This window comes from Pseudomonas sp. ok266 (assembly GCF_900110195.1).
In the GTDB taxonomy this organism is placed as follows: Bacteria; Pseudomonadota; Gammaproteobacteria; order Pseudomonadales; family Pseudomonadaceae; genus Aquipseudomonas; species Aquipseudomonas neuropathica.
Genome location: NZ_FOCU01000007.1, coordinates 78,188 through 92,437, shown reverse-complemented (window position 1 = coordinate 92,437; position 14,250 = coordinate 78,188). Strand labels below are relative to the sequence as shown.

General features: G+C 55.2%; 13 protein-coding genes. 7 read left to right on the top strand and 6 right to left on the bottom strand.

Annotated features, from left to right (window positions below; translation table 11 throughout):
• Nucleotides 1-327: 327 nt before the first annotated feature.
• From BMY54_RS14450 to BMY54_RS14435, 4 genes are all read left to right on the top strand, one after another.
• Complete coding sequence (locus BMY54_RS14450) at nucleotides 328-1,269, top strand: ParA family protein (RefSeq protein ID WP_093433786.1); 942 nt, start codon at nucleotides 328-330, stop codon at nucleotides 1,267-1,269.
• Nucleotides 1,270-1,280: 11 nt separating this feature from the next.
• Nucleotides 1,281-1,694 carry a hypothetical protein gene (locus tag BMY54_RS14445; protein ID WP_093433784.1) on the top strand — a complete coding sequence of 138 codons (414 nt, stop codon included), beginning with the start codon at nucleotides 1,281-1,283 and terminating at the stop codon, nucleotides 1,692-1,694.
• Nucleotides 1,695-2,030: 336 nt separating this feature from the next.
• Complete coding sequence (gene dusA, locus BMY54_RS14440; RefSeq protein WP_093433782.1) at nucleotides 2,031-3,017, top strand: tRNA dihydrouridine(20/20a) synthase DusA; 987 nt, start codon at nucleotides 2,031-2,033, stop codon at nucleotides 3,015-3,017.
• A 27-nt stretch (nucleotides 3,018-3,044) separates the two neighbouring features.
• On the top strand, nucleotides 3,045-3,464 hold the full coding sequence (locus BMY54_RS14435) for a DUF2388 domain-containing protein (RefSeq protein ID WP_256573896.1): 420 nt from the start codon (nucleotides 3,045-3,047) through the stop codon (nucleotides 3,462-3,464).
• Here BMY54_RS14435 and BMY54_RS14430 read toward each other — a convergent pair whose 3' ends face one another.
• Nucleotides 3,465-4,298 carry an undecaprenyl-diphosphate phosphatase gene (locus BMY54_RS14430; protein ID WP_093433778.1) on the bottom strand — a complete coding sequence of 278 codons (834 nt, stop codon included), beginning with the start codon at nucleotides 4,296-4,298 and terminating at the stop codon, nucleotides 3,465-3,467. It abuts the gene before it with no gap.
• 505 nt (nucleotides 4,299-4,803) lie between these two features.
• Between BMY54_RS14430 and BMY54_RS14425 the strand changes: the two genes are divergently transcribed.
• From BMY54_RS14425 to BMY54_RS14415, 3 genes are all read left to right on the top strand, one after another.
• Nucleotides 4,804-5,544 carry a winged helix-turn-helix domain-containing protein gene (locus tag BMY54_RS14425; protein WP_093433776.1) on the top strand — a complete coding sequence of 247 codons (741 nt, stop codon included), beginning with the start codon at nucleotides 4,804-4,806 and terminating at the stop codon, nucleotides 5,542-5,544.
• A gap of 279 nt (nucleotides 5,545-5,823) precedes the next feature.
• On the top strand, nucleotides 5,824-6,456 hold the full coding sequence (locus BMY54_RS14420; RefSeq protein ID WP_093433774.1) for a winged helix-turn-helix domain-containing protein: 633 nt from the start codon (nucleotides 5,824-5,826) through the stop codon (nucleotides 6,454-6,456).
• 389 nt (nucleotides 6,457-6,845) lie between these two features.
• Nucleotides 6,846-8,240, top strand: a complete 1,395-nt coding sequence (locus tag BMY54_RS14415; RefSeq protein ID WP_093433772.1) for an undecaprenyl-phosphate glucose phosphotransferase — start codon at nucleotides 6,846-6,848, stop codon at nucleotides 8,238-8,240.
• Between the two features lie 1,027 nt (nucleotides 8,241-9,267).
• Here the strand turns inward: BMY54_RS14415 and BMY54_RS14400 are convergent.
• The 5 genes from BMY54_RS14400 to BMY54_RS14380 form a co-directional block, all read right to left on the bottom strand.
• Complete coding sequence (locus BMY54_RS14400) at nucleotides 9,268-11,346, bottom strand: YjbH domain-containing protein (RefSeq protein ID WP_093433766.1); 2,079 nt, start codon at nucleotides 11,344-11,346, stop codon at nucleotides 9,268-9,270.
• Complete coding sequence (locus BMY54_RS14395; protein WP_093433764.1) at nucleotides 11,343-12,101, bottom strand: capsule biosynthesis GfcC family protein; 759 nt, start codon at nucleotides 12,099-12,101, stop codon at nucleotides 11,343-11,345. Before BMY54_RS14395 ends, BMY54_RS14400 begins: the two co-directional genes overlap by 4 nt.
• Nucleotides 12,101-12,766, bottom strand: coding sequence for a YjbF family lipoprotein (locus tag BMY54_RS14390; RefSeq protein ID WP_093433762.1), 666 nt, complete (start codon nucleotides 12,764-12,766; stop codon nucleotides 12,101-12,103). The genes BMY54_RS14395 and BMY54_RS14390 overlap by 1 nt, the downstream gene beginning before the upstream one ends.
• 9 nt (nucleotides 12,767-12,775) lie before the next feature.
• Nucleotides 12,776-13,840, bottom strand: coding sequence for a polysaccharide biosynthesis/export family protein (locus BMY54_RS14385; protein WP_093433760.1), 1,065 nt, complete (start codon nucleotides 13,838-13,840; stop codon nucleotides 12,776-12,778).
• Between the two features lie 144 nt (nucleotides 13,841-13,984).
• A complete protein-coding gene (locus BMY54_RS14380) occupies nucleotides 13,985-14,221 on the bottom strand; it encodes a hypothetical protein (RefSeq protein WP_093433758.1) in 237 nt (78 codons plus the stop codon).
• Between the last annotated feature and the right edge of the window lie 29 nt (nucleotides 14,222-14,250).

The following is a 14,250-nucleotide window of genomic DNA, read 5'->3' as shown; positions in this document are numbered from 1 at the left end:
CCCTATCAGAAGGCCCGCCTTTGCAGAGATCCGCAGGCTTTTTGACCTTCGACGCCACTACTACAGCGCCCGGCTGCGGGGGCGCTTTGCCAGGTGCAGGACTGCGGAAAAAAAGACCCATTTAGCCCGAAGGCGAGGTGGGGGGGACGACGGCGCGCGCCAGGCGCCGAGCGTCCGGACCTACGTCGGCGCTTGATAAATGGAAAGAGTGCTCAAAACGTCGCATAGACATCAGCACAAGCAATGGAGTAGCTTGAGACGCCGACATGGTAGCCCTCTGCAATCACTACTTTGTGATTGTAAAACCCGAAATTCAAGGAACGAGAAATGGCCAAAGTAGTGAGCATGATCAATTGGAAAGGTGGGGTTGGAAAAACAACATTAACTCTTCACTTGGCAGCTGGATTAGCAACCCGCCATAACAAAAGAGTGCTACTAATAGACCTAGATCCGCAATGCAACCTTTCTTTTTTGGCTATTGGGGCGAGTTCATACATCTCTCACACTTACACAAACAACCAACCAACCTTAAAGAACATCTTTGACGGTTACTTTGATCGCAAACCCGCAAAGCCAGAAGATGTAATTCTTCAACAGAGCGTGAGAGCAAGGGCGGGCAAGGTATACACGAAAGTAGGTGTGATATTATCGCACCAAGAACTTACGCTTCTGGATATGAAGTTGGCTCGTGAAAAGCGCGTCGGCAAAGACCATCGTGAAGAGACAAAATTCGAAATCGAAAAAATCTCCATCATCAAGTCGATCCTTGATGATGTAGCTGACGAATACGACTATGTGTTGCTCGACTGTCCTCCCAACGTGAACCTTGTTACACAAAATGCGTTCTTCGCTAGCGACTATTACGTAGTCCCCTCAATACCCGACTTCTTGTCAACTGTAGGTATTACCTTAATCAACCAATACATGGACCAATTCAATAAAGATTACGAATCCATGTGGACTTATGCTGGCCTGCCCGGCAAGTACAACCCAACAAAGTTTGGCGGCGTTGTGTTTAATATGGTCGACGAATATAATCAGGGTCCTAAAAACGGCCACCAACAAGTCATGAGCAATGTCGCATCGCAGCTCGGCTCAGCTGCAATTTTCGACAACTACATTACGGATGGTGATGGTATCTCAGCCGCTGCCGACATGAACCTTCCAGTCTTCGCAGTGACTGACCTACCACGGTCACACCAAAACGCGGGCAAACAAGCTGGTTATATGGGTGCAGTTGTCGACGAGTTTGTAGCAAGAATTATATAAGGGAGGCTCTTATGAAAACTCATGATTTAGCGCTTATAATGGAACTCACTTCAAAGCTATTGCGTTCCATGCCGAACTCTGACATACCAGAAGCACTCAACTCTCTTCAGAAATTAGTTAACAATAATAATAAAGGTTTGGAAACTCATAAATCCAAACAGCATAGAATTGATCTTCCGAATGACATTCGGAAAAAGCTTGGCGCAATGAATGCACACGAGATCGAAAACTATCTTGACTCCGACCCTCTATTTGTATCGACGGCGAGTGTTCAAAAACTTGCCGAAATTTTAGGCATACAAACTTCAAAGCGACAAAGCAGAAATGCATTAATCAACCTAATTGTTCGCCACCAAGAAGCAACGCAAATGGACTCAATAATACGAAGCGGCGCCAAGACAGAGCATGAAATAATACCTGGCTAAAATGTAGTCGCGGTATCTTATACCGCGACAACTTAAATCACATCAACACACACAGACTTTAGTACTTCTTCGCCCAACCATTCATTAACCTGCATAAACCTAGTTTGAATAGGTTCAAGCTCATTCTTCATCCAAATCTCGGTCGCATCTCGAATCGACCCAAACCCACCCGCGTTTTGCGGAACGAAGGGAAATCAGGGGCCAGACCACAATATTCAGTCGATTTGTCTCGCTTCATCTGCGAGCAAGAGCACGTGGCAAAGACGCGTAAGCCTCCGTCCTATCTAATCCTGATAAACTCCCCAACCTTCACCCCTCTGATCCAGATTCCCCCAAATGCCTCTACAACCCGCCCCACTCTCCCGCCGCTTCTCCGTCGCACCGATGATGGATTGGACCGACCGCCATTGCCGTTTCTTCCTACGCCTCCTGTCGAAGAACGCCCTGCTCTACACCGAAATGGTCACCACCGGCGCGCTCCTAAACGGCGATCACGAACGCTTCCTCCGTCACAACGAGGCCGAGCACCCTCTCGCGCTGCAGTTGGGCGGTAGCGTTCCATTGGATCTGGCCGCCTGCGCCCGCATGGCTCAGGAGCACGGTTACGACGAGGTAAACCTGAACGTCGGCTGCCCAAGCGATCGTGTGCAAAACAACATGATCGGTGCGTGCCTGATGGGTCACCCACAGTTAGTGGCGGATTGTGTGAAGGCGATGCAAGACGCGGTGTCGACTCCAGTGACGGTAAAGCATCGCATCGGCATCAACGGTCGGGACAGTTACGCGGAGCTGTGTGATTTCGTCGGCACCGTTCGCGATGCCGGGTGCACGAGTTTTACCGTGCATGCGCGGATTGCGATTCTGGAGGGGTTGTCGCCGAAGGAGAATCGTGACATTCCGCCGTTGCGTTATGACGTGGCGGCGCAGTTGAAGGCGGATTTTCCGGCGTTGGAGATTGTGCTGAATGGCGGGATCAAGACGATGGAGGCTTGCCATGAGCATTTGCAGACGTTCGACGGTGTGATGTTGGGGCGTGAGGCTTATCACAATCCGTATTTGCTGGCGGAGGTGGATCAGCAGTTGTTCGGCAGTTCGGCGCCGGTGATCAGTCGGGCTGAGGCGTTGGCGCAGTTGCGTCCTTATATAGCTGAACATTTGCTGGCCGGTGGGGCGATGCATCACATCACGCGGCATGTGCTGGGGTTGGGCACGGGGTTTCCGGGGGCGCGGAAATTCCGTCAGTTGTTGTCGGTGGATATTCACAAGGCCAAGGATCCGCTGGCGTTGCTGGATCAGGCGGCTGAGTTGCTTGAAGGTCGTTGATTGATGGTTTGAGTGTGCGGGCGACGCATGAGCGTTGCCCGCTGTTTTGTTGTACTGACAGGATGTCTTTCGTTTATGCCCGCGTTTACTTTTTCTGCTTTCAAGCGCTTCACCCTCCTCGCCTTGTTCAGCTTCACTTCCGACGTTTATGCGCACTGCGATGGCTTTTGTATGGGCCGTACCGATACGCCGTGGGAGGTGACGCAGATTTCCGGGCTCACCTTGGTGTCTTTATTTCTCGCACCTTTTTCGGCTAGCCAGGAAACGACCGACAGTCACAAGCGTGTTTACTCCGCCGAGGAGCAGGAAGACGCGCGACTCTATCTGGCCAGCGACGGCATGCTGCAGGCCGCGTATTTCACCTCGGCCTTGCAGCGCTTTCGCCAGGAGTCGGCGGATTCGGCGTTAAACGATCTCGCCGTTGCGGCGTTGATCAGCGCTCAGTGATCAGGCGGCCGCCGCTGCTGTCCAGTTCACCCAACCAAACAGCCACGTTGCCAGAATCAACAAACCAAACGCGATCCGGTACCAGGCGAACGCGGCGTAGCTGTGGTTGGCGATAAACTTGAGCAAGCCGCGCACGGCGATCATGGCGAAGATAAACGCGGTGACGAAGCCGAGGGCGAAGACTGGCAGGTCGTTGGGCTGGAACAGGTCGCGGTATTTGTAGCCGGAGTACACGGCGGCGCCGACCATGGTGGGCATAGCGAGGAAGAACGAGAACTCGGTGGCGGCTTTGCGTGACAGGCCGAAGAGCAGACCGCCGATGATGGTCGAGCCGGAGCGCGAGGTGCCTGGAATCATTGCCAGGCATTGTACGAAACCGACTTTCAGTGCGTGGGACCAGCGCATGTCGTCGACGTGTTCGACGCTGATCACATGGCTGCGCTGCTCGGCCCACAACATGATGATGCCACCGACGACCAGTGCCACGGCGACGGTGATCGGGTTAAACAGGTATTCGTGGATCGCGTCGGCGAACAATACGCCCAAGACCACGGCGGGCAGAAAGGCGATCAGCAAGTTGAGGATAAAGCGTTGCGCATTACGTTCGGTAGGCAGGCCTTTGATGATGTCGAATATCTTCGGTCGAAACTCCCAGACGACGGCAAGAATGGCACCCAGTTGAATAATGATGTTGAAGGCCATGGCGCGTTCACCGCCGAATTCCAGCAAGTCGGCGACGATGATCTGGTGGCCGGTACTCGAGATCGGCAGGAACTCGGTCAGGCCTTCTACCGCACCTAATATCAACACCTGGAAAAGGGTCCAGAAATCCATTAATCCTCCGTCAGAGCGCTCGTGGCGAGCGACCGGGTAATAACACTCAGGGGTTGAGTATCTGCAGTGAGACCATTGACATACATAAACGCAAAAGTTCATCAGCCACAAAGATTACGTCTTATTAAAAGACACACTCAAGCCATGTTAGTAATCGTCGGCCGACGAACTACGCAGAAAATATTTAGGCCTTTTTGCAGAAAAAAGTTGCTCTGACAAAAAAGTGTGATCAATATCACATTATTCTAGGATGGCCAGACAATGGCAATTGGACACGGATAAGGCTATCGCAATAAGCTCAAAATAGTGGCACCATTGCATATCGCCACCATCTAAGCAGTAGTTCACCCCTCCGAGAAAATCAACTAAAAGCTTGAAAAGCTTAATTATTGTTAGAAAACTCGCGAGCCACGTCTAAAAATCGCGTGAATGTTACCAATTGTCAGTCACAGATGAGAACCGGTGCTTTAACATCCCGATGTCAGCACTTAATTCGAGTCAATGCATGATGCTCTCAGCGAACTTAGCGACTAGAAGCCCGCGCCCGACAAACGACGAACCTGGTGTTCTTACTCTGGGTCGTACCCGTGGCGTGGCTGAACATTTCAAAGCGCTAGTCGCCCAGCATATACGTACCGATATGGCGCTCGACGCCAGCGCGTACACTAGTTCATATCAGTTGAATGAACAGTCTGGTTCGTATCGAGCGATCTTCCTGATTATCGACAGCCCTCAGGCCCTCGAAGACAATCTTGCCCTGGTCGAGAACCTGCGCAGCGACAACTTGAAACCGATCATTTGCGCGGTCATCACCGGTCGCGGCGCCTTCAACAAGATCAAATATTATCTGGCTGGCGCGGATGTTTGTATCAAGCTCAATACCCTTTCCGACGATGGCGCCGAGTTGCTGGGCGAGTTCTTCAACAGCGAAGAATGGCAACGCGATATCGATCTGACGCTTGATCCGACGCGTATCTGCCTGATGGGCACCAGCAAGAAACTCGATATCTCGTTTGCCGAAATGAAGATCCTCGAAGCCTTCGCGCAAACCAGTAATCACATTCTGAGCCATGATGAAATCGCCAGCATCATGGGCCTCAACACCAATTTCTACGACCCTCGAGCGCTGGAGAAGTCAATCAGTCGCTTGCGTGGAAAAATCAAGGACATGTATGGTACAAACGCGATTCAGAGCATTCGCGGCTATGGCTATCGCCTGCTGCGGGGTCTGATATCGACTGCCTGACTCTCGGGCAGCCATCCCATTTGCATACGTACGAAGGATCGTCTAATGCAACCATATAGCTTCCGTTCTGCTTCACGCCTGTTTGAAATCAAGCAATTGAATGAGCGCGACAACACGCCCCATAACAATAAAACTCCATAACATAGCAGCAGATCGAGTGGAATTTATCGAGGGCCAATCTTGGGCCCAGACCCTGCCTATCGATTACTTCCGAGGAAGTCATTGCTCGCCTGCCGATTTATCTTTTAGCCAATTTTGGTATGTATTCAGGAGAGAGACATGGAAACTAGTACAACCCTCCCAAGGAAATATTTTGTTGTCGTGACTCACAGTACAACGTCGCAACGAGAACTGGAGAGCATGCTGTCCAGTGAACGTTTCAATTCGTTTGAAGGGGTTGATTCGCCCTCTTCCGCTCCAATGGTGATGGAGTTCACATATCCAGGCATCAGTCGAAAAAATATCCCGCGCAGTATCGAACACGATACTCAGCGAATAGTGGCCACGCTCGAGTCCGAATGGCGCGCCGCGCAATCGGCTAATCCTTTCCAGAATGTCCCGGTCATTACCGGGGAATCCCGCAACATGCCACCTGCCGTTGAAGGTGATATGCCCGGCAATGAAACCTGGCATCTCGACCCGGCTCAGGGTGCACTGGTCAAAGAAGATGTCGAAATCAGCCTGACTGGCCTGGAAACAGCACTGGTCAGAAAAATGCTCAGCCATGAAGAGCGTGTTGTCAGTCGTGACGAACTGATTCTCAGCATCGGTCGAGAACCGGAACAATATCGCGGCCTGGAAATGTGCTTGAGTCGCCTGCAAGACAAATTCAAAAGCGCCAGTAATGGTGAGCGACTGTTTCGTGCTGTCAGAAACCGCGGTTATTGCCTGATTCAGGAAGTCGTCGCGTAACCCGCAAGACCTCCACGAACAGAACAAACAGAAAAAGTGCGATTACAAAAACAACAAGAGCACTCTGTTTGGCTTGATCTTCCTCCCTGAAGTAAATATTCCCTGCCTCCACCCTCCAACAGTAACAAATACAACACACTTTATTCACCCCTCGCTCCACGACCTTTTCTAACACCCTTCTATTTAATTATTAAAAAGTTGGCACTGTGCCATCTTGTTAAAACTCGTCAGACACCATTCCAGCCAATAACTTAGTCTATTGACTGACGACAGTTCGGCATATCGATGTTGTTACCTCAGGACACTCGTTAAAACAAAAACAATAAGTCTGGATAACAACTCGGTTTTCAACTGTTGAAACCTGAATGGACGTCTTTTGGGGATACCGTATGGATCTTTCTTTAAGTATCAATCGAAGCACAGGCCTCAAGGGACTGACCTTTTGGGGCCAATGGGCGCTGGCACAAGGCTTTGTGGTGACGCTGCTGTTCATACTCGCCGAGCAGCACACCGGGACGGTCGCGTTCTACTACCGGATGTGTGCAACCCTGGCGGTACTGGCGTCGGTGCCGGCGTATACGTTTAGCGGTGTTTATCGCAAGCGCGACAACTACCTGACCGGTCTCGGTCGCCTGTTCATGGGTTGGTCGATGACCATGGCGGCGCTGGCGTGCATCGCTTTTGTCTGCCAGGCCGATGAGCTGTTTTCGCGGCAGGTGATTCTGAGCTGGGCGGTGTATGGCTTCCTCGGTCAGGCGTTTCTCTACGCGCCGCTGCATGCGTTTTCCAAGTACTACCAACGGTCGCGTAAAAGCGAACACAAGACGCTGATCGTCGGCACTGGCGAACTGGCGTTGGGTCTGGCGAAGAAGCTCAGCCAACTGGAAAACCTGCCGCTGGTAGGTTTGGTCAGCAATGGCGATGTGTCTGCACTGGGTTCGGATGCTCCGCGTGTAGTGGGTGATCAGGAACAGTTGCTGGAGCTGATCGAAACCCATGATATCCGCCGCTTGTACATCACCCTGCCGCTGTGCGAAGCCGCGAAAATCGAAGCGATTTATGGCGATTTGCTCGGCGCCAACGTCGACGTGGTGTGGGTGCCGGACTTGAACAGTCTGACGCTGCTCAATCACTCGGTGAAGGTTGTGGATGGCCTGCCGGCGATCTACTTGAACGAAAGCCCGCTGACCAGTCGCCCTACCGCTGCCTTGAGCAAGAGTCTGGTAGAAAAAACCGTGGCGTTTCTGGCGATCATCGCGCTGAGCCCGATCCTGCTGATCATTGCGCTGGCGGTGAAGATCAACTCGCCAGGCCCGGTGTTTTTCAAACAGGATCGCCATGGCTGGAACGGCAAGGTGATCAAAGTCTGGAAGTTCCGCTCGATGCGTGTTCACGATGACCGTGACGTGAAGCAGGCCAGCCGTAATGACTCGCGCATTACCGCAGTCGGCCGCTTTATTCGCCGCACTTCGCTGGACGAACTGCCGCAACTGTTCAACGTGTTGCAGGGGCACATGGCCCTGGTCGGCCCACGCCCTCACGCCGTCGCGCACAACAACTACTACTCGGGGAAAATCCTCGCGTACATGGCGCGCCACCGGATTAAACCGGGGATCACCGGGCTGGCCCAGATCAGCGGCTGCCGGGGTGAGACGGACACCATCGACAAGATGCAGAAGCGTGTCGAGATTGATCTGCAGTACATCAACAGCTGGTCGTTGTGGCTGGATCTGAAGATCCTGGTGAAAACACCGTTTACGTTGCTGTCGAAGGATATTTACTGAGGTTCGAAGCTAATTACCGCAAGGGGACGAAAGTCCCCTTTTTTGTGCGTGGGATTTGGGAACGAGAGTGCATTGTGGAGGGATGCAAAAACCTGTGGGAGTGAGCCTGCTCGCGAAAGCGGTGGGTCAGGCAACATTGATGTTGGATGTGCTGACGTCTTCGCGAGCAAGCTCGCTCCCACAGGGATCTGGGATGGCATCGGGATTTGTGGTGTGACAAATAGCTAATGTGGGAGCGAGCCTGCTCGCGAAAGCGGTGGGTCAGGCAACATTGATGTTGGATGTACTGACGCCTTCGCGAGCAAGCTCGCTCCCACAGGGGATTTGTGGTTGGCTTGGGATTTGTGGCGTGACAAATAACCAATGTGGGAGTGAGCTTGCTCGCGATGGCGGTGGGTCAGGCAACGGGGATGTCGACTGAACGAACGCTATCGCGAGCAGGCTCACTCCTACAGGGGATTTGTGGTTGGCTTGGGATTTGTGGCGTGACAAATAACCAATGTGGGAGTGAGCTTGCTCGCGATGGCGGTGGGTCAGGCAACGGGGATGTCGACTGAACGAACGCTATCGCGAGCAGGCTCACTCCTACAGGGGATTTGTGGTTGGCTTGGGATTTGTGGCGTGACAAATAACCAATGTGGGAGTGAGCTTGCTCGCGATGGCGGTGGGTCAGGCAACGGGGATGTCGACTGTACGGACGCTATCGCGAGCAGGCTCGCTCCTACAGGGGGTTTGTGGTTGGCTTGGGATTTGTGGTGTGATGAATATCCAATGTGGGAGCGAGCTTGCTCGCGAAAGCGGTGGGTCAGGCAACATTGATGCTGGATGTGCTGACGTCTTCGCGAGCAAGCTCGCTCCCACAGGGGGCTTGTGGTTGGCTTGGGATTTGTGGTGTGACAAATAACCAATGTGGGAGCGAGCCTGCTCGCGAAAGCGGTGGGTCAGGCAACATTGATGCTGGATGTGCTGACGTCTTCGCAAGCAAGCTCGCTCCCACAGGTTTCAGAGGTGCTTCGGAAATCTGCGCTTACTCTGTGATCTTCTCGAAATTCCGATAAAACATGTCCCCTTCCCGGCTATCGGTCATCGAGTGCAGTTGATAACTGCGGCTGAGTCGCGCACCACCGTCACGGGTCAGCGGCGCCCAGACCAGGTTGGCGCGGCGCATGGTCGACATGCTCATCATTTCGTCGAACGGGATCGACAGGTAGATGCCTTTGTCGAAACTACCTTCGCCATACTCGGCACTGCCCGCCGTGGTGATCGTCGCCCACGCGCCGAAGCGCACGCCATTGAAAAACTCGCGCGAGATGTCCAGCGTGCCGCCCCAGTCCCCGGCCAGATAACGCCCGACGCTCACCGCCGCCAGCGTATCGAACGGCAAATCGGTATACGCCGTGACATGCCCGGTCACCACCGAGTAATCACGCAGGGCAAAACCCTGATCGAAATCGCGCTGCCGCACCCAATTCAGATCCGCCCCCACCGACCAGCGCTCACCGGTCGGGCGGAACAACACCTCACCGCCGACACCGGCAAACATCGACTCCAGATAACCGCCATAGACCATGCCATACCAGTCTTTATCCAACTGCTCGGCATGGCTGACCTGGAACAACGGCATGGTCGTGTTGGACGTGGTCAGGTACTGACGCAAATCCGTGCGCACACGCGGCAGACCGCTCGGCGCGTCGTAGGTGAATTTGTCGAAGTTGTTGGCCAGGTTGGCACTGAGCAAACCGCTCCACCAAGTGTTGCGGTTGAAGCGGTATTCGGCGTCGGCATCGGCGCTCAATTGATAGAGCAAGCCATCCGGACCACCGACGTTCTGCTTGAAGCCCAGCCCGACGCCATAGCTGAAATGCTGCGGTGCTTCGGTGTAGAGAGTTTTCTCGTTGTGCGGCATCGCCGGGTTGATCTCGGTGGTGCGGTGCAGCGATTCAAGTGGCTCTTCGTTGTTGATCACTTCGCGGAAGGTCTGGCGCGGCAAACTGGTTTCTTCCAACGGCAAGTCGTAGCGCTTGTTGACCACGGTGAACCAGTCGATGTCGTCGTTGACGCTGTTGTCGAGAATCCGGCTCGCCCGTCCCACAGCCTTGGACGAATGGAAGTAGCGCTGCTGCTCGCCATAGACGATCAGCTCGGAATCACGCTGCGCAATGCGCTCGACCTTGTAACCGGCATTCTGCTGCAAGCGTTGCGAGACGTTGGCCCAGTTGACCTGATCCATCGCCGTGGTCGGTGCTTTCGCCGGCAGCGGTTCCGGGGTCGGATCGTAAGTCTTCGCCGGAGCCTTGCGGCTGACGAAATTGGTGTGAAAGGTCACGCCGAACATCGCCGTATTACCGCGCTCCCACGCCGCGCTGACATCGACCGAATCGGTCACCTTGAATACCGCGCCAAGGTTGATCGGCGAGTCCTGTTTGATCTCGTTGTCCTTCGGTTCGTTTTTGTAATCGTTGCCTTCGTATTCGAGTTTCAGGCTGAGACGATCCCAAGGCGTCTGATAGCTCACGCCACCGAAGAACGACGGCCGGCCACGAAAGTACGAGCCGGAGTTGACGTCACCGGTGCCTTCCAGGGCCGGACGGGTATCGAAGCGATCGCTGACGTAGCCCAACGGGTTGTCCATGTCGCCGCGATTACCGAGGTAACCCCAGGCAATCCCGGCACTGAAATCGAAGTTGTCGTAGCGTTTGTTGGCGACGAAAAATTCGCTGGAGAACAAACCGGTACCACCGATATCTCGGAAGCCCAGCGCCACATCGGGTAGCCAGTGACTCTCCTGCCACAGCCGGACTTTGACGTCGACCGCCTTGTCCTTATAGCTTTGACTACCGCTGAGGGCCTCCGAGCCGTACGGCCGGTTGGTGATCGCGGTGTAGCGAAACGAGCCTTCGAGCCAGTCCAGCGGCTGCAGCGAAACGCTATAGCGGCTGTACGGTTCGGTGCGGTTAGCGTTGACGCTCAACTCGCCGGCCGGGGCCATGCGCGCCGTCGGCGTCTGCAACAGCCCGGTGCCACCGAAATCATTCTGGGTAATGCGCGGTTCGGCATGAGCCAGACCGCAGGGCAATAACAACACAGCTGCAAAACGTAACTTCAACGAACCACCTCGGCCAGCTGCGTGGCAATGAATTCGGCCAACTGCTGATTCAGTTCAGGAAGAGGCGGATCAAGATCATCATTTTTCACCGGCACCAGAATCTTGCTGCCGGCCACGGGAAAGTGTCCGGACTCACGATTCCAGTGGGCGATGCCGACACGCCGCGAGACGCCGTTGGGCTGGATCAGCCACAGGTAATCGGCTTCGGCATCGCTCAGGATCGAACAGCCTTGCAGGTATTCACGCGCCTCCTGCAACGGCTGATACGGCAAGTGGCAAGGCTCGGCGACGGCACCGAGCACTTGCACTTCGTCGACACGTTTCGGGTAGATCAGACGATCGCCGTCATCGAGGCGAATGTTGCGCGCGAAGCCGACTTCCAATGCAACCGGATCAAGATCGGCGATCTGCCGCCCCGTTACCGGCATCTGCCGCACTTCTTCGGCAATGCGCTGCGCCAGTGCCGCCCGACTCGGCCGGTCGAACAGCATCGACATGCGTTGCAGCACATCCAGATCAAACAACACACCGACCTTGAGTCGTGTCTGCGCCTCAATCAGCGACTGCCGCAGCAACCCGCCCGCCAGCCAATAGCCTTCGGCATTCGGCACGGCTTCGCTGATCACATCGAGCAAGCGCCCACCCGGTGGCAACGCGACCGGCCCGGGATTGGCGACATCGCCCGACACCGTGACGGCCGCCTGACTCACACTCGCGACCAGCATCAAGCTCGCCGACAACATTTTCAGGCGCATCACGGCAGGTGCCTGCGATCAGGCGTCAGTTGCACGACCTTGACGCGCAGCTGCGACGTCAGCTGCTGCTCGCTCTGCAAAATGAACCCGTCGCGCGGGTCGACCCAGTAACGATTGGTCGCGCTCAGGCCAATGGCCGGGGCGTCAATGTGTTCATCGACACGCAGCACGGTGTATTCCTTGTCGAGAATCTTCAGGGTCTGTTCCGAGCGACGGGAGAAGCGGCTGTTGACGATCACCCCGACTTCCTGACCTTTGTAGAGGTCGATCCAGCGCCGCGTGGTGAACCCGTCGGCAACGTGATGCAGGCCCTGTTTGAACGGCGAGTCGTCGGCCAGCCGCGTGCCATCGAGATCGCCTTCCAGACCCAGGCCAATGGAGCGCACGGCAAGGCCATTGCGCAGCAGCAGAACCTGTTTGCCCGAGGCGACCCAGAACTGCAGGTCTTCACGCTCGCGCACCAGCGCCAGCACCCCGGAGCCGGAAGGCGTGGTCAGTTTCATTTGCGGATAGTTGACCCCCGCCACTTCGGCCACCGACACATCGACCTCATCCGGGCCGACGACTGCGGCCTTGAGGTTATTTAACGAAGCGCTCATCAGCGGGTTACAGCCGCACAACAGCGAGGTCGCCATCAGGCACAGGCCAACTTTCAAAATGTTCAAAGTCGGACCTTATTTGGCGTTGTTGTTGCTGTATTCGCTCCAGTTCTTCGCAGCGGAAGCGCCGGTGCCGACAATCGATGCCGACGGCACCAACTGGCTGATCAGACGGTTCCAGCGAGTCACGTTGGCAGGCCCGACATACACCACGTCCTGCGGGCGAACTTCGAAGTGCGAAGCGAGCGCCATGGCGGTCGGCGATTCGGCTTCCAGCTGGTAGATCTTGGCCGGTTCGACATCAAGGTTTTCCACGCCACGAATGACATAGACCGCGTTGCCATTGGAGGTGGTCTGGGCCAGGCCGCCGACCGAACCGAGCACGTCGGTGAGGTTCATCGTCGCGGTCTTGAAACTCAGCGCACGCGGCTGGTTGACCTCGCCCATCACGTAGATGCGCTTGTTGTCGTTGTACGGCAGATACAGCTGATCGCCGCCCTTGAGGTAAACGTTCTGCAACTCGGAATCCGCCTGATTGAGCGAGTCGAGATTGAGCGGATAAGTACGCCCCTTGCGCGTCAGCAACAACCCGGACAGATCAGCGTTGTTGGTGTCGATGCCGGCCGAGCCGAGGGCTTCGACCACGCTCAGCGGATTGGTGGAAATCGCTTGCGGGCCCGCCTTGGCCACCGCGCCGGTGACCACGACCTTCTGGCTGGCGAAACGCAACACCGCGACATCTACCTGCGGCTCGGCGATGAATGCCGACAGCCGTTGTTCAATGTCCGAGCGCAGTTGCTGGATGGTCCGGCCAGTGGCCTGGACTTCCTTGATGAACGGGTAATAGAGCGTGCCATCGGAGCGCACCAGACGGCCGTTGGCATCGATCTGTTGTTGCGCGCCGGACGGGGCCGTCAGCTCAGGGTGATCCCACACGGTGATGTACAGAACATCATTGTTGCCGATGCGGTATTCGGCCGGCGTCGCCAGCAGCTCCGGCGGCAGCGACTCACGCTTTTGCGTGGCGCGGTTCATGGCAATCAGCTTCGGCGTGATCGGAATCAGCTCGACCCGGCTGCTTTCGCTGGCACCCTGGCGGGTGATGTCACTGGTGCTGAGGTATTGACCGGGGGAAAACATGCAACCTTGCAAAGCGAGACTTGCCAACATTAAAAGATAAACACTACGAGTCATAATGGCACTACGCTATTCAAGGGCGAATCCAAAAACAAAGTCACCCGACTTGCGTCGGGCGACCCTGTACTGCACTAACAGAACTTCCTGTTAGTTATGCGTGCCGGTTGTACCGGTGGTACCCGTCGTACCGGTGGTACCGCCGTTGGCACTGCCACCGCTGTTAGACGCCGCTACAGCACTGGCAACCATTGCAGTACTGGCTGCGGGCGCTTGAGAAGCCGCCACGTTGCCACCTACATTGGTTACCGCTGTCAACGGTGCTTCAGCGGCGACAGCCCAGTTGCTCAACATCGTCAACAGGGCAACTGCCATCACTTTTTTCATATCAACTCCTTTCTAACATTCGACCTGTT

What these genes read in the sequence shown, in the direction of transcription:
- BMY54_RS14380 (WP_093433758.1), bottom strand. Translation starts at nt 14,221, where the DNA reads ATGAAAAAAGTGATGGCAGTTGCCCTGTTGACGATGTTGAGCAACTGG.
- BMY54_RS14415 (WP_093433772.1), top strand. Translation starts at nt 6,846, where the DNA reads ATGGATCTTTCTTTAAGTATCAATCGAAGCACAGGCCTCAAGGGACTG.
- BMY54_RS14385 (WP_093433760.1), bottom strand. Translation starts at nt 13,840, where the DNA reads ATGTTTTCCCCCGGTCAATACCTCAGCACCAGTGACATCACCCGCCAG.
- BMY54_RS14425 (WP_093433776.1), top strand. Translation starts at nt 4,804, where the DNA reads ATGATGCTCTCAGCGAACTTAGCGACTAGAAGCCCGCGCCCGACAAAC.
- BMY54_RS14445 (WP_093433784.1), top strand. Translation starts at nt 1,281, where the DNA reads ATGAAAACTCATGATTTAGCGCTTATAATGGAACTCACTTCAAAGCTA.
- BMY54_RS14450 (WP_093433786.1), top strand. Translation starts at nt 328, where the DNA reads ATGGCCAAAGTAGTGAGCATGATCAATTGGAAAGGTGGGGTTGGAAAA.
- BMY54_RS14430 (WP_093433778.1), bottom strand. Translation starts at nt 4,298, where the DNA reads ATGGATTTCTGGACCCTTTTCCAGGTGTTGATATTAGGTGCGGTAGAA.
- BMY54_RS14395 (WP_093433764.1), bottom strand. Translation starts at nt 12,101, where the DNA reads ATGCGCCTGAAAATGTTGTCGGCGAGCTTGATGCTGGTCGCGAGTGTG.
- BMY54_RS14420 (WP_093433774.1), top strand. Translation starts at nt 5,824, where the DNA reads ATGGAAACTAGTACAACCCTCCCAAGGAAATATTTTGTTGTCGTGACT.
- BMY54_RS14435 (WP_256573896.1), top strand. Translation starts at nt 3,045, where the DNA reads ATGAGCGTTGCCCGCTGTTTTGTTGTACTGACAGGATGTCTTTCGTTT.
- dusA (WP_093433782.1), top strand. Translation starts at nt 2,031, where the DNA reads ATGCCTCTACAACCCGCCCCACTCTCCCGCCGCTTCTCCGTCGCACCG.